The organism is Pseudoclavibacter sp. VKM Ac-2867, from assembly GCF_015351275.1.
GTDB lineage: Bacteria > Actinomycetota > Actinomycetes > Actinomycetales > Microbacteriaceae > Pseudoclavibacter.
Genome location: NZ_JADKSL010000001.1, coordinates 115,318 through 139,649, shown reverse-complemented (window position 1 = coordinate 139,649; position 24,332 = coordinate 115,318). Strand labels below are relative to the sequence as shown.

The 24,332-nt window shown below is 69.3% G+C and carries 21 protein-coding genes; 8 read left to right on the top strand and 13 right to left on the bottom strand.

All coding sequences use genetic code 11. The features are described 5' to 3' along the window. Nucleotides 1-108 precede the first annotated feature (108 nt). Both ITJ67_RS00615 and ITJ67_RS00610 read right to left on the bottom strand, forming a co-directional pair. Entirely contained in the window at nt 109-1,101 is a 993-nt protein-coding gene (locus ITJ67_RS00615) for a Gfo/Idh/MocA family oxidoreductase (RefSeq protein WP_194676406.1), read from the bottom strand. Between the two features lies 1 nt (nt 1,102). Continuing rightward, nucleotides 1,103-2,329 (bottom strand): Gfo/Idh/MocA family protein, encoded by a 1,227-nt coding sequence (locus ITJ67_RS00610; protein WP_194676405.1) that lies wholly within the window; start codon nt 2,327-2,329, stop codon nt 1,103-1,105. 131 nt (nt 2,330-2,460) lie between these two features. Between ITJ67_RS00610 and ITJ67_RS00605 the strand changes: the two genes are divergently transcribed. Next, nucleotides 2,461-3,492 carry a LacI family DNA-binding transcriptional regulator gene (locus tag ITJ67_RS00605; protein ID WP_323741342.1) on the top strand — a complete coding sequence of 344 codons (1,032 nt, stop codon included), beginning with the start codon at nt 2,461-2,463 and terminating at the stop codon, nt 3,490-3,492. Nucleotides 3,493-3,565: 73 nt separating this feature from the next. Continuing rightward, nucleotides 3,566-4,096, top strand: coding sequence for a GNAT family N-acetyltransferase (locus tag ITJ67_RS00600; protein ID WP_160075165.1), 531 nt, complete (start codon nt 3,566-3,568; stop codon nt 4,094-4,096). A gap of 152 nt (nt 4,097-4,248) precedes the next feature. On the opposite strand, the gene ITJ67_RS00595 is transcribed toward ITJ67_RS00600, so the two are convergent. Next, on the bottom strand, nt 4,249-5,868 hold the full coding sequence (locus tag ITJ67_RS00595; RefSeq protein ID WP_194676403.1) for an aminotransferase class I/II-fold pyridoxal phosphate-dependent enzyme: 1,620 nt from the start codon (nt 5,866-5,868) through the stop codon (nt 4,249-4,251). Nucleotides 5,869-5,943: 75 nt separating this feature from the next. Between ITJ67_RS00595 and ITJ67_RS00590 the strand changes: the two genes are divergently transcribed. Together ITJ67_RS00590 and ITJ67_RS00585 are read left to right on the top strand one after the other, a co-directional pair. Continuing rightward, the gene (locus tag ITJ67_RS00590; protein ID WP_160075161.1) at nt 5,944-6,885 is read left to right on the top strand and encodes a LysR family transcriptional regulator; all 942 of its coding nucleotides are present in this window, start codon (nt 5,944-5,946) and stop codon (nt 6,883-6,885) included. 93 nt (nt 6,886-6,978) lie between these two features. Next, nucleotides 6,979-7,812, top strand: coding sequence for an aldo/keto reductase (locus tag ITJ67_RS00585; protein ID WP_160075159.1), 834 nt, complete (start codon nt 6,979-6,981; stop codon nt 7,810-7,812). A gap of 235 nt (nt 7,813-8,047) precedes the next feature. Here the strand turns inward: ITJ67_RS00585 and ITJ67_RS00580 are convergent, their stop codons facing one another. The 3 genes from ITJ67_RS00580 to ITJ67_RS00570 all read right to left on the bottom strand — a co-directional run bounded on the left by ITJ67_RS00580 (nt 8,048) and on the right by ITJ67_RS00570 (nt 11,582). Beyond that, nucleotides 8,048-8,941, bottom strand: a complete 894-nt coding sequence (locus ITJ67_RS00580; protein ID WP_194676402.1) for a neutral zinc metallopeptidase — start codon at nt 8,939-8,941, stop codon at nt 8,048-8,050. Between the two features lie 134 nt (nt 8,942-9,075). After that, nucleotides 9,076-10,500, bottom strand: coding sequence for an aldehyde dehydrogenase family protein (locus ITJ67_RS00575; protein ID WP_323741341.1), 1,425 nt, complete (start codon nt 10,498-10,500; stop codon nt 9,076-9,078). After that, entirely contained in the window at nt 10,497-11,582 is a 1,086-nt protein-coding gene (locus ITJ67_RS00570; protein WP_194676401.1) for a homoserine dehydrogenase, read from the bottom strand. The genes ITJ67_RS00575 and ITJ67_RS00570 overlap by 4 nt, the downstream gene beginning before the upstream one ends. 255 nt (nt 11,583-11,837) lie before the next feature. Here ITJ67_RS00570 and ITJ67_RS00565 point away from each other — a divergent pair, with 255 nt between their 5' ends. The 3 genes from ITJ67_RS00565 to ITJ67_RS00555 are packed head-to-tail and all read left to right on the top strand — an operon-like array spanning nt 11,838 to nt 15,319. Then, on the top strand, nt 11,838-13,352 hold the full coding sequence (locus tag ITJ67_RS00565) for an amino acid permease (protein ID WP_194676400.1): 1,515 nt from the start codon (nt 11,838-11,840) through the stop codon (nt 13,350-13,352). Next, entirely contained in the window at nt 13,349-14,515 is a 1,167-nt protein-coding gene (alr, locus tag ITJ67_RS00560; protein WP_194676399.1) for an alanine racemase, read from the top strand. The genes ITJ67_RS00565 and alr overlap by 4 nt, the downstream gene beginning before the upstream one ends. 51 nt (nt 14,516-14,566) lie before the next feature. Continuing rightward, on the top strand, nt 14,567-15,319 hold the full coding sequence (locus tag ITJ67_RS00555; protein WP_194676398.1) for an IclR family transcriptional regulator: 753 nt from the start codon (nt 14,567-14,569) through the stop codon (nt 15,317-15,319). Nucleotides 15,320-15,355: 36 nt separating this feature from the next. On the opposite strand, the gene ITJ67_RS00550 is transcribed toward ITJ67_RS00555, so the two are convergent. Further along, nucleotides 15,356-16,120 (bottom strand): IclR family transcriptional regulator, encoded by a 765-nt coding sequence (locus ITJ67_RS00550; protein ID WP_236558630.1) that lies wholly within the window; start codon nt 16,118-16,120, stop codon nt 15,356-15,358. A 19-nt stretch (nt 16,121-16,139) separates the two neighbouring features. Next, entirely contained in the window at nt 16,140-16,868 is a 729-nt protein-coding gene (locus ITJ67_RS19490; RefSeq protein ID WP_228502188.1) for a cyclase family protein, read from the bottom strand. 547 nt (nt 16,869-17,415) lie between these two features. On the opposite strand from ITJ67_RS19490, the gene ITJ67_RS00540 reads away from it, so the two are divergent. After that, nucleotides 17,416-17,913 (top strand): Lrp/AsnC family transcriptional regulator, encoded by a 498-nt coding sequence (locus ITJ67_RS00540; RefSeq protein WP_160075145.1) that lies wholly within the window; start codon nt 17,416-17,418, stop codon nt 17,911-17,913. Nucleotides 17,914-17,942: 29 nt separating this feature from the next. On the opposite strand, the gene ITJ67_RS00535 is transcribed toward ITJ67_RS00540, so the two are convergent. The 5 genes from ITJ67_RS00535 to ITJ67_RS00515 form a co-directional block, all read right to left on the bottom strand. Beyond that, on the bottom strand, nt 17,943-18,404 hold the full coding sequence (locus ITJ67_RS00535) for a flavodoxin domain-containing protein (RefSeq protein WP_104240202.1): 462 nt from the start codon (nt 18,402-18,404) through the stop codon (nt 17,943-17,945). Nucleotides 18,405-18,413: 9 nt separating this feature from the next. Continuing rightward, nucleotides 18,414-19,760: an FAD-dependent oxidoreductase gene (locus ITJ67_RS00530; protein ID WP_194676396.1), complete on the bottom strand. Its 1,347-nt coding sequence runs from the start codon at nt 19,758-19,760 to the stop codon at nt 18,414-18,416. A 113-nt stretch (nt 19,761-19,873) separates the two neighbouring features. After that, nucleotides 19,874-21,967: an acyl-CoA dehydrogenase gene (locus ITJ67_RS00525; protein ID WP_194676395.1), complete on the bottom strand. Its 2,094-nt coding sequence runs from the start codon at nt 21,965-21,967 to the stop codon at nt 19,874-19,876. A 195-nt stretch (nt 21,968-22,162) separates the two neighbouring features. After that, a complete protein-coding gene (locus ITJ67_RS00520) occupies nt 22,163-23,356 on the bottom strand; it encodes an ABC transporter permease (RefSeq protein WP_160075139.1) in 1,194 nt (397 codons plus the stop codon). Then, nucleotides 23,353-24,237, bottom strand: a complete 885-nt coding sequence (locus tag ITJ67_RS00515) for an ABC transporter ATP-binding protein (protein WP_104240198.1) — start codon at nt 24,235-24,237, stop codon at nt 23,353-23,355. The genes ITJ67_RS00520 and ITJ67_RS00515 overlap by 4 nt, the downstream gene beginning before the upstream one ends. Nucleotides 24,238-24,332 lie beyond the last annotated feature (95 nt).

Sequence of the window (24,332 nt, the reverse complement as noted above, 5' to 3'; positions counted from 1 at the left end):
GTGTATTAAGCAAACACTTTTTTGTGACGCGTCCATCTCAGCTTCGCCACGGCGCGAAGAGGTGGGCGATCGCGGAGCGACCGCCCACCCGAAGAGCAGAGGTGACTCCTACCCCACCGGCTCTTCACGCCCACTCGCGAGCGACCGCGTCGCGGCCTCCGCGATCGCCTGGGCCCGCAGCGCATCCCGCAGCGACGGCGACGGCGCGCGACCGTCCTCGAGTGCCGCGACGAACTCCGCGAGCGCGGCCGCATACGTGGGCTGCACGCGCTCGAACCAGCCGGCGTGCATCCCCGACCCGACGACGACGCCCTTGCCGTACCTCGCGACCTGACCTGCGGGGTGCCGCTTGGCCTCGACGAGCCCCTCCGAGCCGAACACCTCGATGCGCTCGTCGTAGCCGTACCCCGAGCGACGGATGCTGTCGATCTGCACGAGCGCGCCGTTCGCGAGCCGCACGGTCGCGATCGAGGTGTCGACGTCGCCGTAGTCGGCGACCCTCGGCTCGGCGAGCGCACCGCCCGCCGCGTACACCGCGACGGCGTCGAGTCCCGTGATCCACGTCGCGAGGTCGAAGAAGTGCACGGTCTGGTCGCGCATCTGCCCACCCGAGACCGCGATGTACTCGAGCGGCGGCATGGAGGGGCCGCGACTCGAGAGCTGCAGCAGCTCGACGGTGCCGATCTCCCCGGCATCCACGGTGCGCTTCAGCTCGGCGTAGTCGCGGTCGAAGCGTCGGTTGAAGTCGACCATGGCGGTGATGCCGGATTCCTCGACGTACTCGACCGTCTCGCGGGCGCGCTCCAGATCGAGATCGATGGGCTTCTCGCACAGCGCCGCGATACCGGCATCTGCCGCGAGCCGCAGATGATCGGCGTGCTTGTTCGTGGACGACGCGACGAGCACCGCGTCGACCTCTGCCGCATCGAAGAGCTGCTCGAGCGAGGACGCCGCAGCGGCGCCGTGCGAGGCAGCCAGCCTCTCGGCCCTCGCCTGGTCGACGTCGTAGACGAATCGGAAGTCGACGTCCGGGTTGGCCGCGAGACTCTGGGCGTGGACGGCGCCGATGAACCCGGCGCCGATGAGGGCGAAGCGCTGCATGTCACTTCCCTCCGGCTTCCCGCAGCTCGGCGTCAGCCGCAGCCACCTCGGCGTCGCGGTCGGCGACGCTCGCAGGCACGGTCCACGCTCCATCCGCCGCGTGCGAGGCCGCGACGGCCTCGACGAACTGCACCCCGATGAGACCATCGATGCCCGTCGGGAACGACAGCTCGCGGACCGTCGAGCCTCGCGCATCCCGGCGGGCCTCAAGCTCGTCGGCGAGGTCGCGGTAGAAGTTGCCGAACGCCTCGAGGAACCCCTCGGGGTGCCCGAGCCCGACCCTCGTGAGTCTGGCGGAATCCTCGGAGAGCGAGGCGAGGCCGTGCGTGAAGATCGTCGTCGTCCCCTCCAGATCCTGGAAGGTGAGGTGGTGCGGGTCCTCGTGCTGCCACTCGAGACTGCCCTCGTCACCGAACACCCGAATGCGCAGCCCGTGGTTGTGACCAGTCGCGGCCATGCTCGCCCAGAGGCGCCCGGGGGTCTCATCGGCGAGCCTGAGCGCCACCGTCGCGTTGTCGAAGACCCTGCGTCCCGGCACGAGCGTGTGCAGCTGGGCGGAGACCTGCTCGACCTCGAGGCCCGTGATGTAGCGGGCGAGGTGGTAGGCGTGTGTGCCGAGGTCCCCGACCACGCTCGGGAAGCCGGCGATGTCGGGGTCCGTGCGCCAGCTCGCCTGCTTGTGGCCGGTCAGCTCCAGCGGCGTCGCGGCCCATCCAGAGGCGTGCTCGACGTCGACGAAGGTGAGGCGCCCCAGGCGCCCGTCACTGACCATCCGGGCGGCCTCGCGCACCATCGGGTAGGCCGAGTAGCAATGGGGGACGGCGAGGATCGCTCCGCTCGCGGCCGCCAGCTCGACGAGCTCGCGCGCGGTCGCCGAGTCCTGCGTGAGCGGCTTCTCGCACACGACGTGGATGCCGCGTTCGAGGAACGCCTTCGCCACCTCGAAGTGGCTGTCGTTCGGCGTCGCGACGATGACGACGTCGACACCGTCCTCCCTCGTCGCCTCGACCTCCGCCATGTCCTGGTAGCTCGCGTAGCTGCGTTCCGGAGCGACTCCGAGCGATGCGGCCACCTCGGCCGACTGCTCGCGGTCGCGGCCGAAGACCCCGGCGTCGAGGGAGTATCGGTCGTCCATCCGCATCCCGAATCGATGCGTCTTGCCGATGTCGGCACCGATGCCGCCACCGACCATTCCTGCGCTCAGTCGGCGCGCGTTCTGTCTGCTCATGTCACCCTCGGTGCTCGTCTGCTGTGCCTTGTCGATCTTGGACAAATATGGATCGATGCAAATAGTTCCACACGATGCCAGGAAAGGCCATACGCTGGTGGCGACCAGATGCAGAGCACGGAGGCGACCTCGTGAGCGAGACCCCGAAGTCCCCCGCGGCACCAGTCACGATCCGCGACGTCGCCGAGCAGGCCGGCGTCTCCAAATCCCTCGTCTCGCTGGTCCTTCGCGATGCACCGCACGTGAGCGACGCGAGACGCCAGGCAGTGCTCGCTGCGATCGCCGAGCTCGGCTACCGGCCGAACGCGCACGCGCGAGGCCTCGCCCGCATCAAGACCAAGACCGTCGGACTCATCGTCAACGACCTCCGCAACCCCTGGTTCGTCGAACTCCTCGAAGGGGTTTCCGCCACCCTCCATGCCTCCGGCTACGCGACCCTCCTCGCCGACAGCCGCACCGACCAGCGCGTCGGGCGCAGCTCGCTGCAGACCCTCACGCAGCAGGGCGTCGACGGCATCGTCGTCATCGGCACCACCTCCGAGGCCGATGCCATCGCACGCATCGCCGACGACATCCCCACCGTGCTCGCCGGCACCCTCGACCCCGAGCTGCCCTCCGTCGACGTCGTCACCAACGACGACGAGGCGGGCGCCCACCAGGTGACCCGCCACCTCCTCGACCTCGGCCACACCCGCATCGCGTACCTGCAGGGCCCGGGTCGCATCAGCCGACTGCGCGAGCAGGGGTTCCTGCGCGCCATGACGGAAGCAGGCGTCGCCTCGAGCGCCGTCGTCGACGCAGGCGGCATGAGCGAGGAGAGCGCACATGCCGCAGCAGCCCGCCTCCTCAGCCGCTCGGCCGCCGAACGCGTCACCGCGATCTTCGCCTTCAACGACGCCTCGGCCATCGGCGTCCTCTCGGTCGCCGACACCCTCGGCCTGCGCGTCCCCGCCGATCTCTCCGTCGCGGGCTACGACAACTCCCCGCTCGCGAAATTCCAGGTCGTCTCCCTCACGTCCGTCGACACCGGCAACTTCGCGATCGGCGTGCAGGCGGGCACGTTCCTGCTCGAGCGGATGCAGCATCCCGTGCAGCTCAAGCGGGTGCAGCGGGTGGTCACGAGTCTCGCGGTGCGCGGGTCGACGGGCAGCGCCCCGGCCTGAGCCGCGAAGGCGAGGAGGCGCCAGCCCGGGCTCGCCGAGGCGCGGGGGTGCGGCCCTGCGGGATACTGGCCGGGTGACCCCGATCATCCGCGATGCCACCGTCGACGACATCCCCGCGATCACCGCGATCTACAACGAGGACGTGCTGACGACGACCGTCAACTGGAACGCCGAGACGGTCGACGACGACGACCGTCGCTCCTGGTTCGCGGGGCGCACCTCCGCCGGCCTGCCCGTGCTCGTCGCCGTCGATGAATCGGATGCAGTGCTCGGCTACGCGAGCTACGGCGATTTCCGCACCTTCTCCGGCTACCGGCACACGGTCGAGCACTCCGTCTACGTGCGCGGCGAGGCCCGCGGGCGCGGACTCGGGAAGGCCCTCACGCTCGCGCTCATCGTCCGCGCCCGCGACGCGGGCAAGCACGTCATGGTCGCCGCCATCGACGCGGCGAACGTGACCTCGATCGGCCTGCACGAGCGCCTCGGCTTCGCGCACGCGGGCCGCCTCGACCAGGTCGGCACGAAGTTCGGCCGCTGGCTCGATGTGGTCTTCTTGCAGCTCATCCTCGACGACGGCACACCGGCCGACGCAGGACGCACCTGACTCCGGGCCAAGACGAAGCCGCGCCTGACCAACATCAGTGCGAAAACGGCTCCACCAGGCTCCCCGGAAGCGCTGAGCAGCGATCCTGCACTCAAGCTGGTCACGAGAGCGCCGAACCGCTCGCGCCGGAGCGCCAGCGCGGTGCTGCCCCGCTACTCGACGACGACGCGGAATGCGGAGACGGCCGAGTCCACGGCACCGCGCACGTGGCTCCCCGCCGCCGCCGAGGCGCGGAGGAACTCGACGACCTCGACCGTGATCTCCTCACCCGGGAGGACGTTCGGGATCCCGGGCGGGTAGGCGGCGAGCGAGTCGGCGGAGATGCGCCCGACCGCATCCGAGAACGACACCGTCTCGGCGTCGGCGAGGTACGCGGCGCGGGGGCGGATGCGCATGGCCCCTGGCCCAGGCATGGGCGGGATCGAGGGGGCCGAGTCGCCCGCCGCATCCGCAGCAAGCGAGTCGGCGGCCGCACCCGCCGCGATCTCGACGAGCGCGTCGAGCAGGACTCGCGTGTCCGGCGTCTTGCCGATGCCGATGACCGCGACGATGCAGCTGACGGTCGCCATCTCGACCATCACGCCGTATTCGCGGGCGAGCCGCAGCCGCACGGTGTGCCCGTCGAGGCCAGTCGCGCGGATGTCGAGCGGGATGCGGAAGGGGTCGATCGCGACGGTCGACGGGAAGCCGCCGAACCCGTCGGAGGCCACCGGGAAGCGGCCGTCGGCTCGGAACATCGCCCTGGCGGCGAGCACGGCAGCGTGCGATTCCTCGAGCAGGTCGCGGCGCTCGACGAGGTCACGACGGTCGAGGTCGAGCGACGCGAGCAGCAGCGAGCTCTCGCTCGTGGATGCGGTCATGCGGTGAGCGCGCTCGACGTGCGGCTCGAGGGCTCGCGCGATGGGCCCGTGCCCGAGGTGGACGAGCGCGCTCTGCGAGAGCGAGGACGTGAGCTTGTGCGTGCTCGTCACGACGAGGTCGGCGCCGAGCCGAACCGGGGAGTCCGGAAGCTCGGGAAGGAAGCCGAAGTGAGCACCCCAGGCGGCGTCGACGATGAGCGCGGCGCCGGCCTCGTGCGCGACCTCGGCGATGCCGGCAACGTCGGCCACCGCGCCGAAGTAGCTGGGAGACACGATGTAGACGGCCGCGACGGCACCGCCACCGGATGCCTGCCGCTCGGCGAGCGCTTCGGCGACCGAGTGGGGGGTGACGCCGTGGGCGATGCCGTGCTCGAGGTCGACCTCCGGCAGCACGAAGCTCGGCGAGGAACCGCCGAGGATGATGCCGTCGACGAAGCTCGAGTGGGCGCTGCGCTGCATGAGCACCCCCTCGCCCAGTCCCCTGGCCGCGAGCGCGGCCATGCGGTTGCCCATCGAGGAGCCGCCGGTCAGGAACCAGGTCCTGGATGCGCCCCACGCGTCGGCGGCGAGCCGCTCGGCCTGCTCGCGAGGCGAGCCGTCACCGAGGTCGATGCCGTCGAGCAGGGGCGTCACGTCGAGTTCGAGGACGCGCTCGCCGAAGTACTCGGCCTGGCCGAGGCCGAGGCCGCTGGCGTCGGCGCCGTGCCCCGGGACCAGGAAGGCCGTCGAGTCGCGGGCAGCGTGCATCGCGAGCGCCGCCGCGTAGGGGGCGCCGGCCGTCTCGCGGCTCGCGCCGCTCGCCTCCAGCGAGCTCTGCCCCTGCACGTCAACGCTCGCATTCGCCGCGGCTCCGCCGAAGGCGTCTGCAGCGTCGTCGAGGGCAAACGTGGGGAACTCAGGTGCGTGCGTCATCCCCCTATCGTGGCACCCGGGCATCCAAGAGAGAATTGCAGGTTGCCGGGGGCGCTTCAGTCCTAGACTGAAGCTATGTATGATCGCCGATCCGCGGACCTGCCAGACTTCCGCGGACTCGCGGCGTTCGACGCAGTGCTCGCGGCGGGCTCCGTCTCAGCCGCGGCGACGGCACTCGGCTGGAGCCACCCGACCGTCGACCACCACCTGAAGCGCCTCGAGCAGCAGGCGGGCACGAAGCTCCTCGAACGAGGCCCTCGGGGAAGCGTGCCGACCGCGGCCGGCACCGTGTTCGCACCTCGGGCCAGGCAGCTACTCGAGGGCGGACGCCGAGCATTTGCCGAGCTCGACGCCTGGCTCGACGACGAGCGACGCCTCGTCCGCTTCGGCATCTTCCCCACGCTCGGCGCCCTGGTCGTGCCCGGCATCCTGAGCCGCGCCGAACGGGAGCAGCTCAGCCTCGAGCTGACCCTCGACGAGTGCGAGCGCCTCGGCCGACAGCTCGAGCAGGGGCGACTCGATGCGGCGGTCCTGTTCCAGGCGTCCGACCTGCCGACGCCGCTGTCCCCCGAGATCACCACCACGCTCCTCTTCGCCGAACCGCTCTTCCTCGCCGTGCCTCGCGAGCATCCGCTCGCGACCGCCGAGCGACGGCAGCCGGTCCGGGAATTCGGCGAGCTGCGCGACGACCGCTGGGCCTTCGGCGCCTCCGGTGGAGACACGCTCGACGAGGCGACCCGGGAACACTGCAGGAGGGCCGGGTTCGAAGCCAGCACGGGGATGCGCTCGGACGACTACCCCGCGATCCTCGGGATGATCGCCGCGGGACAGCTGGTCGCCGTGGTCCCCGCCTCGGTGGCGAGCTGGCACGACGACGCGGTGGCATTCGTGCCCATCGATCCCGCGACGCTCACGCGTGAGGTGGTGCTCGCGACGCGCGAGGAGCCACCGGCAGGCCTGCGCGCGGCCATCACGGAGGCACTCGAGGACCTCCACTCCCCCACGCCAGCTATCTGATGGCATCGACGCGGCGCCGCGCGTCACGGTCGGAAACCTCCCGAGCGCACACCCTAGGCTCGATTTGTTCTGACAAATGACGGAAGGCGAACAGTGACCAGCAACGTTCCTGCACTCGGGCTCAACGACGGCACCACGATCCCCGCGATCGGCTTCGGCACCTACCCCCACGCGGGCGAGGACTCGGCAGACCCCACGCGCGAGGCGCTTGCGCTCGGCTACCGCCTGCTCGACACCGCCATCAGCTACGACAACGAGGAAGCCGTCGGCCGCGGGATCCGGGCCTCCGAGGTGCCACGCTCCGAGATCGTCGTGACGAGCAAGATCCCCGGCCGCTTCCACGGCTACGACGAGACGCTCACGGGCTTCGACGAGTCGATCGCGCGCCTCGGCCTCGAGCAGCTCGACCTGCTCCTCATCCACTGGCCGCTGCCGCGCCTCGAGAAGTACGTCGACACCTGGCGGGCCCTGGTGCAGCTGCAGAAGGACGGGCGCGTGCGCTCCATCGGCGTCTCGAACTTCACGCCGGAGCACCTCACGAGGATCGCCGACGCGACGGGTGTCACACCTGCCGTCAACCAGGTCGAGCTGCACCCGTTCTTCCCACAGGCCGCGCTCCGCGCGTTCCACGCCGAGCACGGCATCGTGACGGAGGCGTGGAGCCCGCTCGGTCGCGGCGAGCTGCTCGAGCACCCGGTCGTCGCAGAGATCGCCGCCGCGCACGAGGTGTCGCCGGCGCAGGCGATTCTGCGCTGGCACGTCGAGCTCGGCTCGGTGCCGATCCCGAAGTCACGGTCCACCGAGCGCCAGGCGAAGAACCTCGACATCTTCGGCTTCCAGCTCGACGATGCCGAGGTGGATGCGCTCTCCGCCCTCGAGCGCGGACGCATCTGGGGCCAAGACCCGGACACGCACGAGGAGTTCTAGGCGGGAGCTCTCGCCGGCACCTCGCGGTGGCGCATCCGGCCGCCGCTGGCCAACTTCCGGGACGAGCCGCGGCCTCGGGCCGCGCCCGTCACTAGCTGCGCGTGCTCATCACGCAAGTTGGCCACTCCGAGGAGCGCGCCGAACCGCCGGGAACAGGTGTGGCCCGGTGCGACTCATCTCACGATGGGCGGCACCGGGCCACGATGCTGTGCGCCGGCGCGACGCGCGACGAACGCTAGAGCTGGCTGCCGCTGACCGCGAAGGTGTCGCAGGCGCCGGTGCCCTGCTCGTAGCCCGTGACGAACCAGTTCACGCGCTGCTCGCTCGTGCCGTGCGTGAACGACTCCGGGTTCACCTGGCCCTGCTGGCCCTGGATGTGGTCGTCGCCGACGGCTGATGCTGCCGACAGGGCGACGTCCACCTGCTCGCGTGACGGCGGCTCGAGGAGCGTGACGCCGTCGGCGGTCTCGGTGGTCGCCGCGGCGCCCAGCCAGGAGCCGGCGAAGCAGTCGGCCTGCAGCTCGATGCGCACGCCGTCAGAGGTCGGCCCTGTGTCCGTGCGATTCGTGTTGTCGAAGACACCCATCTGGTGCTGGATGTGGTGACCCCACTCGTGCGCGACGACGTACATCTCCGCGAGCGGCCCCTCCTTGGCACCCAGCTGCGAGGTGAGCAGCTGGAAGAACGACGTGTCGACGTACATGGACGAGTCGCCTGGGCAGTAGAACGGGCCGACCGCGTTGGACGCGGTACCGCAGGCCGAGCTCGTCTGGCCCTCGTAGAGGATGAACCCGGGCTGCTCGTACGTGACGCCGACGGCCGCGCTCTCGGTCTCCCAGAAGTCGGCAAGCGAGTTCTGCACGCCGACCATGCGGCACTCGATCTGCGCGTTCGCGTCAGCGCCGGTCTGGCAGGCTTCGAGGCCGGTGCCCTCGACCTGCTCCTGCGACTGCTGGCCCGTGTCGACGCCGCTGACGAGCCCCGTCAGGTCGACTCCGAGGAACTGCGAGGCGAGGAACGCCACGATGAGCAGGCCGATCGAGCCGCCGCCGATCGCGGCGGTCTTGGCCCCCCGGCCGCGCTTCTGCACGCCGCTCGTGTCGAGCTTCGCGTTCTCGTTGAAAGTCATGCGCGCAATCTACTCCGCTGGGCGGCCGGTCGGGGCGCTGTTCGGCGAGCGTTCCCAAACCGAGGCCGAGTGGCGAGCGGATGCACACGCCGACTGCATCCGCTCGCCCTCGGTCACGGCGCCCCGCGATGCGGTCACTCCAGGATGCCGACGACCTTGGTCTGCGTCATGTCCTCGTAGGCGAACCGGACGCCTTCGCGCCCCATGCTCCCGTACTTCGCGCCACCGAACGGCATCGCGTCGAAGCGGTAGTCGGAGGAGTCGTTGACCATGACGGCTCCGGCGTCCAGCTCGCGAGTCGCCCGCATCGCCGTCGCGAGACTGCCCGTGAAGACCGCAGCGTGCAGCGCGTACTCGGGCTCGTTGGCGAGGTCGACTGCCTCCTCGAAGGTGGAGAAGGACTCGATGACGACGATCGGTGCGAAGGCTTCCTCCGCCCACACGCATTGCTCGCGAGGAACGTCGGTGAGGACGGTCGGCGGGAAGATGTACCGTTCGGCGCGACCGCCGAGGAGCAGCTCGGCCCCCGCGCGAACCGCGGCCTCGACGGCTTCTTCCGCCGATCGGGCGGCGGCGATGCTGATCATCGGGCCCACGTCGGTCGTCTCCTGCCTGGGGTCACCGAAGGTGAGCTCGGAGGCGGCGGCGACGAACGCCGCGCGGAAGCGCTCGACGATCGATTCGTGCACGATGATGCGCTGCGTGCCGATGCAGTTCTGCCCCGCCGCCCAGAAGGACCCCGAAACGCAGCGTCCGACGGCAGCTTCCAGGTCGGCATCAGCGAAGACGAGCACGGGCGCGTTGCCTCCCAGCTCCATGGCGATCTTCTTGATGCCGGCGGAGGCGGCGATCGCCTCGCCCGTCCGGAACCCTCCCGTGAAGGACACCATGCGGACCTCCCTGGCCGAGACGAGCGCCTGCGACAGGCGACGGTCGCCGTGCACGGTGGTGATCACCTCCGCCGGAAGGCCAGCTTCGACGAGCAGGTCGACGAGGAGCCTGGCGGTCAGCGGCGTGAGCTGCGACGGCTTGAGGATGATGGCGTTTCCCCCGGCGATGGCGGGGCCGATCTTGTGAGCGACGAGGTTGAGCGCGTCGTTGTACGGCGTGATGGCGACGATGATGCCGAGCGGCTCCCGCGTGAACCATCCCGTGCGAGTCTCCTCACCTTCGTAGGCGTCGAACGGAATCACCTCGCCCGCGTTGCTGCGAGCTTGAGCAGCAGACAGCCGGAGGGTGTTCTGGCAGCGCGAGACCTCCTTGCGTGCCTGGCGAATGGTCTTCCCGGCCTCCGCGACGATGAGGTCGGCGACGGCTTCCGACCGGTCACGGAGGAGGTCCGCGGCGCGCTCGAGGACGCTCGCTCGCTCGTGCCGCGACAGGCACTTCGCCAGGAGGCTGCCGGCCCGCGCTCGGGCCAGTATCTCGGGGAGGTCTTCCGCGAGGTGCTGCTGGACCCCGCCGACGACGGCTCCATCGGCAGGGCTCGTGACGACGAGCTCCTCCCCCCGGGCCGCGAGCGTGCGGTGCTCTCTCGAGAGCGATGACAGGGCGGTCACAGCGTCGCCCCGAACAGCCCGACGAGCTCATCTTCGGGGGCGACGCGCTGCGACGCCGCCCTGTCGATGGCGACGAGGTCGGAGATGAGCGCGTAGGCCGTCTCCACTCGCCCTGCTCCTGGACCGGCCACGGTGACCTGGCCGAGCAGGTCCGTCGTGAACGTCACGGCGTTGGTCGGGCCGGTGATGCCGGCGAGTGGATGCTCCGCGCTGAGCGCGACGGGCCGCACGCGCGCTTCCACCCCGCCCTCTGCGGTGCGCGTCGCCGAGCCGACGAGCTTCCACCTGAGGCCCTGAGCCGCGGCTTCCACGATGTCCGCATCGGTGATGCCGGAGATCCCCTCCGTGACGATCTCGGTTGTCGGCACGTCGACGCCGAGGACCTGCTGCGCGAGGATGGCCACCTTGAGCCGCACATCCGACCCTTCGATGTCCGCAGTCGGGTCGGCTTCTGCGTACCCGAGCTGCTGCGCTTCAGCGATCGCGGCTTCGAGCGAGACGCCAGCCTCGCGACGGCCGAGGACGTAGTTGCTCGTGCCGTTGAGGATGCCCTCGACGGAGGTCACGGTGAGCGCCGGGAGCATCTGCTGCGCGAACCGGAGGATCGGGGTTCCGCTGAGCACGGAGCCCTCGAACTCGAACGCCAGCCCTCGTGTCGCTGCGAGCGCACCGAGCGACGCGGCGTGGAGGGCCACCGGCCCCTTGTTCGTCGTGGTGACGTGCTTGCCGGATTCCAGTGCCCACCTGACGTGGGAGGCCGCCGGCTCTCCGTCACTCGGGTTCGTGAAGGTGGCCTCGACGACGATGTCCGCCGTGCAGCCCTGGATGACCTCTCGATTGTTCGGTTCTGCCGATCCGCCTGGGAGGCCCCCGAAATCGGAGCCGCGGGGCAGCGCGAGGACATGTTCGAGGTCGATTCCGCCCGGCTGCACCAGCGATCCGAAGGCGAGGTCGGTGATGGCGACGACTCTGAGGGTGAAGCCGAGCTGGGCGGTCAGGCGTGCAGCGTCGTTGCTGATGATCTCTGCGAGGGCTCGGCTGACGCCGCCGAACCCGATGAGGGCCAGATCGTAATTTCTCACGGTGTCTCCTTGTGTGTTCTAGGTGCCCTCAGCCTGGGTTGCAGTGGCGGCAGCGCGATGCTGTCTTTTCGCTGCTCGTGACTGCCGTTCTGCTCGCCGCGCTGCCCATGTGCCTGACGCATGCTCGGACTCTTGTGTCGGCTCAGTTCGGCGAGATACTTGGGAATTACCTCCAGAGGATGCAATATAGGCATCAACGCGTGGCTATGTTGCACACTGCTCCTCGACCGCGACACAGAACTCAAAGGTGAGCCCATGTCCCCCTCAACGCACAAAGAGCTGCCCAACTCGCTCCCGCACACGACGTCGACCCAAGTGCCCCTGCGCAAGCTGCAGCGATCCATGGGCGCGCGTCACCTCGTCATGATCGCGCTCGGCGGAGTCATCGGCTCTGGCCTGTTCCTGAGCTCCGGCTACACGATCTCGCAGGCTGGCCCCCTCGGCGCCGTCCTCGCCTACGGCATCGGCGCCGTCGTCGTCTACCTCGTGATGACCTGCCTGGGCGAGCTGGCCGTCGCCTACCCGGTCTCGGGCGCCTTCCACATCTACGCGGCCCGGAGCATCAACCCGGCAACCGGGTTCACGACCGCCTGGCTCTACTGGCTCTGCTGGGCCGTCGCTCTAGGCTCCGAGTTCACCGCCGCTGGGATCCTCATGCAGCGGTGGTTCCCGGGCATCGACGTCTGGATCTGGTGCTTGGTGTTCGCCGCCGCGCTCTTCGGCATGAACGCCATCTCGGCGCGCGTATTCGGAGAGTCGGAGTTCTGGTTCTCCATCGTCAAGGTCGCAGCCATCGTCGTGCTCATCATCCTCGGCGGCGCGGCCATCTTCGGCTTCGCCCCATTCGGCGGCCCGGCAGCCGAGCACGGGCCCCTGTTCTTCACGAACTTCGAGACCCCGGATGGCCTCTTCCCGACCGGGATCTCCGGGGTGCTGGTGACCGCCCTCGCCGTCTTCTACGCCTTCAGCGGCTCCGAGCTGATCGGCGTCGCGGCCGGCGAGACGAAGGACCCGGCGAAGAACATCCCCCGCGCCCTCAAGTCGACGGTGCTGCGCCTCGTCATCTTCTTCATCGGCGCCATCACGGTCATCGCGGCCATCGTGCCGTACGAGGAGACCGGCGTGACCGACAGCCCGTTCGTGACCGTCTTCGAGTACATCGGCATCCCGTTCGCCGCCGACATCATGAACTTCGTCATCATCACGGCACTGCTCTCCGCAGGCAACAGCGGACTCTTCTCCTGCGCGCGGATGCTCTTCTCCCTCGCCGAGGAGGGGCACGCGCCACGGGCCTTCACGAAGCTCACCCGGCGAGGCATCCCCCTCACGGCCCTCAGCGTCAGCATGCTCGGCGGGCTCGCCTCGCTCATCTCGAGCGTCATGGCACCCGAGACGGTCTACCTCGTCCTCGTCTCCGTCGCGGGCTTCGCCGTCGTCGCCGTCTGGATGTCGATCGTCGCGTCCCAGTTCTTCCACAGGAGAAAGTTCGTCCGGGCCGGCGGCGACGTCAGCACCCTGGCCTACCGGACCCCGCTCTACCCGTTCGTCCCGATCCTCGCATTCGCACTCCTCAGCATCTCGATCGTGGCGATCGCCTTCGACCCGAATCAGATCGCCGCGCTGTACTTCGGCGTGCCCTTCGTCATCGCCTGCTACGTCGTCTTCTGGTGGCGATACACGCGCCGAGGCGCGAAACCTGCGCTCCTCGTCGACGAGGAAGCCGCGTACCCCGCTGAAGAGCTGGACACACCGAGGAGCCACACGTCATGACCACCGCGATGACGGCGGAGCCGGTCTGGGTCGAGATCAACCTCGACGCCATCCACCACAACCTTCGGGAGATCAAGCGAGAGCTCGACGGCGACAGCACGCTCTGCGTCGTGCTGAAGTCCGACGCCTACGGGCACGGCATCGATCTCGTCGGCCCCGCCGTCATCGCCCACGACATCGAGATGCTCGGCATCTCGAGGAACCGTGAAGCCGCCCAACTCCGCGCCCTTGGCTTCACGGGGCGTCTCCTGCGGCTGCGTTCAGCGCAGCCGCAGGAGATGCAGGCGGGCACCGCCTGGATGATCGAGGAATGGGTCGGCGGCTTCCCCCACGCGACCGCCGCGTCGGCCGTCGCCGTCGCCGCTGGGCGGAGCATCCCGGTGCACCTCTCCATCAACTCATCCGGGATCTCACGTGACGGCATCGACGTCTCCAGAGGCGCAGGACTGGCGGAGCTGCGCGCGCTCGCCTCGCTCCCGGGCCTCGACGTTCGCGGCATCGCGACGCACTTCCCCCAAGAGGATGCGGACGACGTCCGAGCGGGCACCGCACGGTTCGTCGCCGAATCCGAGGTCATCCGCGCAAGTCTGGCCCAGCGAGGCGCGCGTTCGCCGATCGATCGGCACTGCGCCACCTCCTTCGCCGCGTTCACGGTCCCGGAGTCGAGACTCGACCTCGTGCGGATCGGCGCGGCACTCTACGGCGACACGGCCGCCGACCCGAAGCGTTTCCGGACGGCGATGGCCCTCAAGTCGCGCGTCGCGGCCGTCAACGGCTACTCGCGCGGCGAGAGCGTGGGTTACAACCGCGCACATACGCTCGCAAGGGACTCCGTCCTCGCGACGGTTCCGGTGGGATACGGCGACGGCTACCCCCGTGACCTGAGCGGTCGAGCCGAAGTCCTCATCCGCGGCAAGCGCGCTCCCGTCATCGACCTGCTCGCCATGAACTGCCTCACGATCGACGTCACAGAGGTGCACGGCGTGTTCCCCGGCGACGAGGTGGTCCTCTACGGCCGACAGGGCGGCGAGGAGGTGACCGGCGCCGACCTGGAGCTCGCACACGGGCACCTCGCCGCCGACCTCTACACGGCGTGGGGAAGAATGCTCCCGCGGAAGGCCACGGGTGTGCACGCCCTGGAGCGTGCCACGACGCTAGGCTGAAACGTCACGACCACTGAGTTACCCAGTAGCCCCAAGAGACGGGAGCCTCGCATGCACCAGCAGTCGTCGCTCTCCCAGGGCCTGCAGCTGCTCGCTGCGGCGACGCAGCGCGAGGCGACGGGACGCAGCGCGTTCACCGTCTCGAGACTGGCCGATCACACGGGGCTCGAACGCAGCCGAGTGTCGCGACTCACTCAGGAGCTCGTCCAGTTGGGCATGCTCGAGAAGAACAGGGACCTCGCCTTCCGGCCGGGCCGCCGCCACTTCGAAGTGGCCGCAGCCCGCCAGATGCCGTGGCTCCGGGAAGCTCGTCGAGAGCTCCGTGGGCTCGTCTCCGCGTTCCAGGTGGATGCCCGGATCTCGGCGTCGCTCGGAGACAGGGCTCTGCTCCTGAGGTTCGAGTCGCCCGCGTCCGGCGCCAGCACCTCCGTCCGCCCGGGGATGGTGACGCCGATCTGGTGCACGGGAGCCGGCAGGGCGCTGCTCTGGGATGCGTCCACGGATGAGCTCCAGACGCTGCTTGGGAACGCGCAGTTCGTCGGAGTCGGCGGTCCGAGAGCCCCCTACTCGGTGGCAGACCTCTCCGAACGACTGACTCGCGATCGCGCGACTGGACATATCGACGCGTTCGAGGAGTTCGAGCACGGGACCTCCGACCTGGCCGCTCCGATTCGCGGCGAGGAAGGGGCCATCGTCGCTGCCCTGAGCTGTGTGTCGCGGGCACTCCCGGAGGCGACCCAGCCGCGTCTCGTCGCGGCCATGTCGGCGGCGGCCGATTGCCTCAGCGCGCTCGCCGCTTCTTGAGCATCGCGAGCGGATGCGCGCGGGAGCACGCGATCCTCAGCGTGCTGGAGCGGCGAGAATCGTGGACAGCGTCAGGGCGCAGTCCCGAACGGCCGCACCGAGCTCTGCCGTCTTCGGACGCAGCCGTTCGCGCGTGCCGACGATCTGCACGGCGGCGACCACCTCACCGCGGAAGTCGTACACCGGCGCCCCCACGGAGTACAGGCCAGGTTCGGCCTCCTCATCCACGATCGAGTAGCCGCGCTCGCGCGCAGCGGTGAGCCTCGCCAGGAACTCCCCCAGGCTGGCCGCGGCGTTCGGGCCCGCGGCCCGGAACTCGGTCGCGGCGAGCACCGCGGCGATCTCGTCGTCGCTGGCATCCCACAGCACCCCCTGCCCCGCGTCCGAGCAGAACGCAGGGTAGGGACGCCCGAGCCATGACCCGATCATGCGCGCAGCCGTCGGGAGCGCCTCCACGATCGTCACCGTGCTGTCACCACTCAGCACGCCGATGAAGCAGGCCTCGCGCGTCGCCTCGGCAAGCTCTTCGAGCAGCGTGAGTCCGTCAGTCTGGAGGCGACGATCGGTGAGCTCCTGAGCGGTGGCGTAGCCCCGCCAGCCGAGCTGGTAGCTCCGATCCTCGAGCCTCGTGACCGTCCCCTCCTCCGTGAGGAACTTGAGCGTCCGAGACACCTGCGAGCGGTCACGGTCGAGCATCGCCGCGACCTGCGCGACGGTCGCTCGGTGCGGGGCCACGCTCGTGAGGTCGGCGAGGGTCGTGAGCACGTCGAGCGCCCGCCCCATGCTCGAGTTGGAGTCCACGCGGCCAGCCTAGCGACGCTCAGTGGATGGCGAAGACGCGCGCCGGGAATCCGCTGCCGCCCAGGGGCTTGGGCCAGGTCGCGACCACGGCCGCCCCCGCCGCTGGAACGCGGTCGAGGTGCGCCATGAGCTCGATCTGCCAGCGGTCCTGCTCCAGCAGATACCGCTCGAGGCTGAAGTCGCCCACCGAGGTCGCGGAGCCGGGATCGGTGTCGGTCTGCTCGTGACCGACCGCCGCGACATCACGCTGGGTGACCAGGAACGTCAGCACTTCGCGACTCCACCCAGGCACGTGGCTGACCCCGTCAGCGCCCGCGTTCGCCATGGCCGACATGTCAGGCCACCGCTTGCTCCAGTCGGTGCGAAGCGCAACGAAGGACCGGGCGGGGATCCTCCCGTGCTCGCTCTCCCAGAGCTCGACATCCTGCAGCGTCGGGGTCGCATCGGGATCGACCGCCGCGCGGGCGCTGATATCGAGCACGACCAGGGGAAGGATCATCTCGTCGACGGCCAGCTCGTCGAGGCTCCGTCCGCCCCGTGCGAAGTGCGAGGGCGGGTCGACGTGCGTGCCCCACTGGCCGATGATCGAGTACCGGTGGGCCGTGAAGCCGTCGCCGCTCTCGAGGGAGAAGATCTCCGTCCGCTCTTCGTCGGGGAACGCAGGAAAGCGCGGCTGCCCGGCATGGAAGGCGTGGGTGAGGTCGGTGAAGGTGCGGCCGAGTAGCACCGAACGCAGCTGGGGCCACAGATCGCTGCGGGCGGCAGGAGGCTCGTCTCTGACGCGCGAGACGAGCGTCACGCCCTCGGTGACCTCGATGACCGGGACCTCCCACGGATGGACCTCGACGATTCGCTCGAGGATCTCCGTGAGTCGGTGGGAGCCCAGCTCGCTCTCGACGTGCGTCGTCACGGCGAGCGTCGGGGAGATGGTGCGCTCTCCCGCGGATCCGAGCGTCGGCTGAGCCCCTGGGCCGACGGTGAAGCCCTCGAAGCCGATCGACACCTCCGTCACCGTCTTGTAGTCGCCGAAGTCCCCGACCTCCGGGAACGACGAGAGGGCGTCCCTGAGGGGCCGCACGTCAGAACTGTCTGCGAAGACCGCGGCGTTGCCAGCGACGACCTCGGCGAACGTCTCGGGCCGCACGGGCCAGTAGATCCGGATCCTGCTTCGAACCGTCGTGCTGAGAACCATGGTGTTCCTCTCCTGTGACGCGCCATCGCGTCATTCTCGTCCCGCGCCCATGCCATATAACCACGCGAGAGTGCTAATGTCACACTCAAAGAGGGAGCAGACAATGACGATGCGACCACGTGACGACATCGACGCGCAGTTGCTGCGCGAACTCACGAAGAACGCGCGAACGCCGCTGGTGACCCTCGGCAACAAGGTGCGGCTCTCCAGGAACGCCGTCAAGCAGCGCATCGAGCGACTCGAGCGGGACGGCGTCATCGAGGGCTACACCCTGGTTCGGGGACACGACGCCGGCAGCCAGGAGACCCCGATCTCGGCGGTCCTGTTCGTGTACCGCTCCGACCGCATGCGCGGCTCCGACGTGCTCGCCGCCCTGGCACAGGTCCCCGAGGTCACCAGGTGCGACATCCTGACGGGCGACTACGACCTATTCGTCCTGCTCGAAGCGCGATCCGTCGAGCGCATCAAAGAGGTCTGGGAGAGCATCGCCGCGATCCCCGGAGTCTCGGACACCGTCACGTCGCTCTCGCTCTCAACCGCCATCCGCCGCTCTCCCCCAGCACCTGCCGGACACACACCGCCGCCCATCGCAGATGCGTGATGGGCGGCGGAAGGTTGGTCGGGCGCGCGCTACGCGTCGATGCCGGCCGCTTCGAGCGCCGCGAGCAGCGTCGGCAGCCAGGCGAGCGCCGCGTCGCTCGCCGTCTGGCGCGAGCTGGCGTCGTGGCGACCGTACTCGCCGACGCGCTGCGCGCCGAGCTCCGTCATGAGCCGGTCGATGTGCTCGCTCCCCTGGCTGTAGGTGTCCGAGTAGGTGGTGTCGCCCATCCCGAACATGCCATAGCGGTACCCGTCGAGCGCGGGACGGATGGCGTCGAGCTCCTCCCAGAAGGGCAGGGCACCGCTCGGGAGCTCTCCGTCGCCGTGCGTCGAGCAGACGAAGAGGTAGAAGGTGCCTTCCTCGAGCTCTTCCGGCTCGAAGACGGACATGTCCTCGACCATGACGTCGCGGTCCGGCATGGCGTCGGCGAGGTCACCGGCGACGAGCTCGGCGTTGCCCGACTCGGTGCCGTAGAGGATGACAATGCTCATTTACTGCTCCTAGGTGTTGCTTGCGGGGTGGGGGTCTTGGACACTCGCACGACCGGCCTCGGCGTGCGCGTCGGAGGAGTCGGCCTCGGCTCGGCCGCGTGCGATGCGCAGCAGCGTCTCGGTGTTCTGCTCCTTGGCTCGCACGCGCCCCGGGCCAGCCTGGCGCTGCTCGTGCTCGTCGATCGTGCTCCACTCGGCGAAGCTCACGGCGCTCTCGTCGAGCCGCTCGAGCAGCGCGGCCCGCTCATCGTGCGGTTCGTGCGCCGCGGATGCGAGCCACGCGTCGACCTCTCGCGCGACCGTCTGGCCCTCGGCGCGACTCTCGGCGATGGTGCCCTTGGGGCCCCGTCTCGCCCAGCCCGCCGCGAAGACATCGTCTTCGTGACCGAGGAGCGCGTGCAGGAGGTGCGCGTCGCCGCGGTGGAAGCCGACGGCCGTGATGACGGAGTCGATGTCGATGGATGCGGGCTCGGCGCTCGTCGAGGCGGCGAGCGCCTCAGACGCGCCCGGTCCGGCGAGCGACAGGCGGAGGATCTCGCCGTCCCGCGTGAGCGCCACCGGCGCGACACCGAGCCGAAGGCGCACCGTGACCCGCGGGTTCTCCGGCTGCGGTCGGTCAAGGAGGCCAGCGAGGGCGACAGCCTGTGCGGACCGATTCGACGTGTCCGCCAAAGAGCTGTCGTCGACACCGAAGGCCTCGACGCGGACGTCGTCGATGCGCCCGAGCTCGGCGAGCAGGGAGGGCGTGAACTTGGCGTCGTCGATGCCTGCCCGCCCGAGCACCTCGATGATCTGCAGACCGCCAGCTGCAGCGGCGAGCAGCGGCGAGTGCACGTCAGAGCCCTCGAAGTCGGTCTCGTGCTTGGCGAGCAGGCGCACGACGTCGATCGCGACATTGCCGTTCCCGACGACCGCGACCCGACTCCCCAGCTGCGGCAGCGAGATCTCGTCGCCTGGATGCTGGTTGAGGATGCGCATGAACCGACCCGCGCCGATGACCCGCTCGTCGTCGAAGCCAGGAAGCGGCAGCTCCGCATCCGCGTGCAGTCCCGTGGCGACGACCGTCGCGTCGAACGCGCTGCGGACGGCATCGAACTCGACGTCCCGCCCCACCTCGACGTTGCCGAGGAAGCGCACACCCGAGCGGGTGAACAGGCGATCGAACTGCCGGGTCACGGCCTTCGTGCCGACGTGGTCCGGGGCGACGCCGTAGCGGATGAGCCCATACGGCACGGGCAGTCGCTCGAACATGACGATCTCGACGTCGCGGCGCAGCTTGAGCAGCGCCTGCGCCGTGTAGCAGGCCGACGGGCCGCTGCCGATGATCGCGACGGCACGTCGGGGTTCAACGGTCATGCGGTGATGCTCTCCTCGACTCACGGGGCGCGGGAAACGCTCCGCCGAGTATCGCACCTCGACCCAGGCCGCCGCTTCAGGTTGGCGGGCGGCCGCGACTCGGCGTGCGACCGTCAGGCGTTGGCACCCGCCTTCTGCTGCTTGAGCTTCTCCTCAGCACGCATTGCCTTCTCTTCCACCGGCGCGGTGCCCGATTCTCGCTGCGCGCGCATGTAGGCGCGGGCTTCGTCTTGCCGCTCGCGCTCAGCGCCGGAGGCGATGGAGGCGCGGATGTGCTCTGGCCCGTAGCCGAAGGAATCGACGAGGTCAGCGGCATGCGGCCGCAGACGCGCGATGAGGCGCTCCCTGTAGGCGGAGACGGCCTGCGCGCGGGGTACGGAGAGCCGACCCGACATGAGGTACCAGGCGAGGTTCTCCTCGATGAGGCCCAGGCCGAAGAGATCTCGCAGCCACGTGAGCACCTGGCGGGTCTTGCCTTCCGGCATGGTGGTGATCGCGTCGGTGAACGCCTCCCACTGCAGGAGCTGTCCGTGCGCGCGGGCCGCTTCGATGAGCGTCGGCTGGTTGCGGTTGAAGAGCGCGGCCGCCTCGGCCTTGGACAGCTTCTTGGCGTTGCGCAGCTTGGCGGCGATCTCGGAGACGAGGGTCTCGACGCGCGCCGTCAGCAGCTCGTGCTGCGTGGCGGGCTGGCGCAGCCAGCCGACGGACCGCGCGCGGCTGCCGCGGTCGAGGACGATCTGGCCGATACCCCGGAGCCCGGAGCCCGAGTAGACGCGCTCGGCGGTCTGCTCGGCGATGATGCGCGTCACCTGCCCCCGGTCCGCACCCTTGAACTGCTCGGCGTAGTCGCTGAGCAGGCGCTTGCCGACAAGCTGCAGCAGCACGTGGTTGTCGCCCTCGAAGGTCGTGTAGATGTCGAGGTCGTGGCGCAGCTGCGCGACGCGGTTCTCGGCGAGGAAGCCGGCACCGCCGCAGGCCTCGCGGGCCTCCTGGAGGGTATCGATGCCGTGCCAGGTCGAGAGCGGCTTGAGCGCCGCTGCGAGGGTCTCGAGGTCCTCCCGGTTCTCGGGGGTGTCGAGCTCGCCGGAGAAGACGCCGTGGAACTGCTTGAGGAGGTTCTCGTGCGCGAAGCTGAGCGCATACGTGGTCGCGAGACGCGGGATGAGCCGCTTCTGATGCATGCCGTAGTCGAGCAGAACTGTCTCCTCGCCATCGCCACCCGCGAACTGCCTGCGCTCGTTCGCGTAAGTGACCGCGATCTTGAGCGCGACCTTCGAGGCGGCCACCGAGGCGCCGTCGAGCGAGACGCGACCCTGCACGAGCGTTCCGAGCATCGTGAAGAAGCGACGCCCAGGGCTCTCGATCGGCGAGCTGTACGTGCCGTCCTCGGCCACGTCGCCGTAGCGGTTGAGGAGATTGCGCCGAGGCACCCGCACCTCGGTGAAGTGAAGTCGGCCGTTGTCGATGCCGTTGAGGCCGCCCTTGACGCCGTCGTCCTCACCGCCGACGCCGGGCAGGAAGCCGCCATCGTCGTCGCGAATGGGTACGTAGAAGGCGTGGACGCCGTGCTTGACGTTCTTCGTGATGAGCTGCGCGAAGACGACCGCGGCCTTGCCGTGCAGCGCCGCGTTGCCGAGGTAGTCCTTCCAGGCCCCGCGGAACGGGGTGTTGATGACCCACTCCTGCGTGCCCTCGTCGTAGCTCGCGGTCGTGCCGATCGAGGCGACATCCGAGCCGTGGCCCGTCTCGGTCATGGCGTAGACGCCCGGCACCTCGAGGCTCATGATGCCGGGAAGGAACGTGTCGTGGTGGTACTCGGTGCCCAGGTGCATGACGGCTGAGCCGAACAGGCCCCACTGGACGCCCGCCTTGATCTGCAGGCTCGGGTCTGCCACCACGAGCTCCTCGAACGCAGCGATATTGCCGCCGTGGTTCTCGCCGCCGCCGAGCCGCTTCGGGAAGGCCAGGTTGACGGCCCCCTCCTCGACCAGGATGCGCAGCTGGCCCATGACGCGGTCACGATGCTCGGGCATGGCCAGAGCCGGATCGCGCCAGAGCTCGGGCCGGGCCGAGTTCGCTCGTGCGCGCAGCCGCTCTTCCGGCCAGGTGCCGAGCAGCTGCTGCGACAGCCAGCCGACATCGATGCGGCTCTGCTCGAGAGCGACAGGCTCGTCGAGTTCCGGATCGTTGATGCTGATGTCAGACACGGATGCTCCTTTGCAACGTTCGGGGGTGCATCCACGCTAAGACGGGCCACCGACACTCGCCATTTCCCAGTGGGAGGGCACGACAATCACGCGCCACTCGAGCCCCCGAATTGCACACTTCATACAACTCAGCGGGCCAAGCGTTAGCTTGACCCGCCAGAGATGTCGGTGAAACCGGTGCGATTCAGACCTCGGCTACCCCTTGAGGGCGTCGCTGAGCTTCACGCGCCCGCCGATGCGCAGGATCGAGTTCTCGTAGATCCGGGCACCGATCATGATCGACACGGCACTCGTCGCGATGAGGATCACAAGCGCCAAGATCGGCTCCCACCACTCCGCCTGACCGAGGACTACCCGGAGCGGCATCGCGATCGTCGCCGAGAAGGGGATGTAGCTGAGGATCGTCATGAGCAGCGCGTTGCTGTTGAACAGGATCACGAGCATGTACGGGATGAGCATGAGCATCATGAGCGGTGTCGTGACGCTGCCCACCTCCTCCTGCCTCGAGACCATCGCGGAGGCGCCGGCGTAGAGGGTCGCGATGAGCACGAACCCGAACACGAACAGCACGAGGAACCAGATGAAGCCGGGCCCGATGAGCGAGAACAGCGCGCCCTGCCCCGTCGCGGCGAGCGCTATCGCCGCAGCCGCAAGGATCGCGGCGACCTGGATGAGCGCGAGCACGCTGTTGCCGATGACCTTGCCCGCCATGATGACGCGGGGCGTGACCGTCGAGAGCAGGATCTCCACGATGCGCGACTGCTTCTCCTCGACGACGCTCTGCGCGATCGTGTAGGCGTAGCCCATGGCGGCCATGAAGTAGAGCACACCGAACGCGACGGCCATGATGTAGCCGAGCGCGGGGTTCACCTCGGGCGCCTGCAGCGAGAACGATGCCGGCACCTGGGCGAGCGCCATGGAGTCCTCGGTCGGAACGCCGTCGAGACCGACGAGGACGAAGGCCCCGTCGCCGAGGTCGCCTGCCGGCTGCCCGTCGCCCGTGAAGAGCTCGAGGCTGCGCGCGTCCGTCGGCGTCAGCACCGCGTACTCGACGTCGCCGTCCGTCACGAGACGGGCCGCCTCCTCAGCGGATGCGACCTCCGTCGTCTCGAGTCCGGCCGCTGCGGCCACGGACTGCGTTCCCGAGACGGTCGCCACCTTCGTCGCGCCGCCCCCGATGGCGTCGCCGAAGAGCGCGACGGCGACGATGCCGCCCGCGACGAGCAGCAGCGTGACGAGGAACGAGATCTGCTGGGCGCGCGAGCGGGCCTGCACGAGGATCTCGCGCTTCGCGATGAGCTGGATGCCCTTCGCCGAGCTCAGGCCGAACTGTCGCGGCGGCGTCGAGACGCCCCGCTGCTGAGCCTTGGTGTCCTGTGTTCTTGTCATGCGACGACCTCCCGGTAGATGTCGGAGAGCTTCACGATGTGGCGGCCGAAGCCGAAGACGGGGCCCCGGTCGAGTGCGGTGCGGAGAATGCGCTGCGCAGTCTCGCCGGAGTCAGCGACGAAGATCGCATCTCCCCGGTCGAACTCGAGCACCGTGATGCCCGGCTCGTCGCGCAGCCAGCCTGCGTCGCCCGCGAGCGAGATGCGGTGCATGCCCTCGGAGTGCCGCTCCTGCAGCTCGTTCCGGTCGCCGCTCGCCCTGATGGCGCCGCCCGAGATGATGACGAGGTTGTCGCTGAGTCGCTCCACCACGTCGAGCTGGTGGCTCGAGAAGAGCACGGGCACTCCGCGAGCAGCGAACCCCTGCAGCGTCTCGAGGACAACCTCGACGGCAAGCGGATCGAGCCCAGAGAACGGCTCGTCGAGGATGAGGATCTCGGGCTCATGCGCGAGGGACGCCGCGATCTGCGCGCGCTGCTGATTGCCCAGCGAGAGGTCTTCGACGTTGTCGCCCGCCCGCTCCGTCAGACCCAGATCCTCCAGGAAGCGGTCTGCGTTGCTCGCAGCCTCCCTGGCGCTCAGGCCGTGCAGCTCCGCGAAGTACGTGACCTGCTCCTTGACCTTCATCTTCGGGTAGAGGCCGCGCTCTTCTGGCATGTATCCGAAGCGGGCACGGTCGGTGACGGCGACGGGCCTGCCGCTGATGGTCACGACGCCCGAGTCCGGCTTGACGACGCCGAGGATCGTGCGCATCGTCGTGGTCTTCCCCGCCCCGTTGCCGCCGACGAAGCCCGTGAGCTTGCCCGGCTCGACCGTGAAGCTCACGTCGTCGAGCACCTTGCGGTCTCCGTAGGTCTTGGAGATGTTCTGGATCTCGAGCATCACCCCTCCTGTCTCGCGCGACGTCCGCCGCACCGTCTCTGCGCCCGTCCACCTCTGGGCCTGATGGAAACGCTACGGAGATCGGCCGCAGGAGG

Bases quoted from the DNA above. Each gene is read 5' to 3' on its own strand.
- ITJ67_RS00530 (WP_194676396.1), bottom strand. From the start codon at position 19,760: ATGACCGTTGAACCCCGACGTGCCGTCGCGATCATCGGCAGCGGCCCG.
- ITJ67_RS00555 (WP_194676398.1), top strand. From the start codon at position 14,567: ATGCACCAGCAGTCGTCGCTCTCCCAGGGCCTGCAGCTGCTCGCTGCG.
- ITJ67_RS00615 (WP_194676406.1), bottom strand. From the start codon at position 1,101: ATGCAGCGCTTCGCCCTCATCGGCGCCGGGTTCATCGGCGCCGTCCAC.
- ITJ67_RS00580 (WP_194676402.1), bottom strand. From the start codon at position 8,941: ATGACTTTCAACGAGAACGCGAAGCTCGACACGAGCGGCGTGCAGAAG.
- ITJ67_RS00535 (WP_104240202.1), bottom strand. From the start codon at position 18,404: ATGAGCATTGTCATCCTCTACGGCACCGAGTCGGGCAACGCCGAGCTC.
- ITJ67_RS00540 (WP_160075145.1), top strand. From the start codon at position 17,416: ATGACGATGCGACCACGTGACGACATCGACGCGCAGTTGCTGCGCGAA.
- ITJ67_RS00515 (WP_104240198.1), bottom strand. From the start codon at position 24,237: ATGCTCGAGATCCAGAACATCTCCAAGACCTACGGAGACCGCAAGGTG.
- alr (WP_194676399.1), top strand. From the start codon at position 13,349: ATGACCACCGCGATGACGGCGGAGCCGGTCTGGGTCGAGATCAACCTC.
- ITJ67_RS00595 (WP_194676403.1), bottom strand. From the start codon at position 5,868: ATGACGCACGCACCTGAGTTCCCCACGTTTGCCCTCGACGACGCTGCA.
- ITJ67_RS00590 (WP_160075161.1), top strand. From the start codon at position 5,944: ATGTATGATCGCCGATCCGCGGACCTGCCAGACTTCCGCGGACTCGCG.
- ITJ67_RS00565 (WP_194676400.1), top strand. From the start codon at position 11,838: ATGTCCCCCTCAACGCACAAAGAGCTGCCCAACTCGCTCCCGCACACG.
- ITJ67_RS00520 (WP_160075139.1), bottom strand. From the start codon at position 23,356: ATGACAAGAACACAGGACACCAAGGCTCAGCAGCGGGGCGTCTCGACG.
- ITJ67_RS00610 (WP_194676405.1), bottom strand. From the start codon at position 2,329: ATGAGCAGACAGAACGCGCGCCGACTGAGCGCAGGAATGGTCGGTGGC.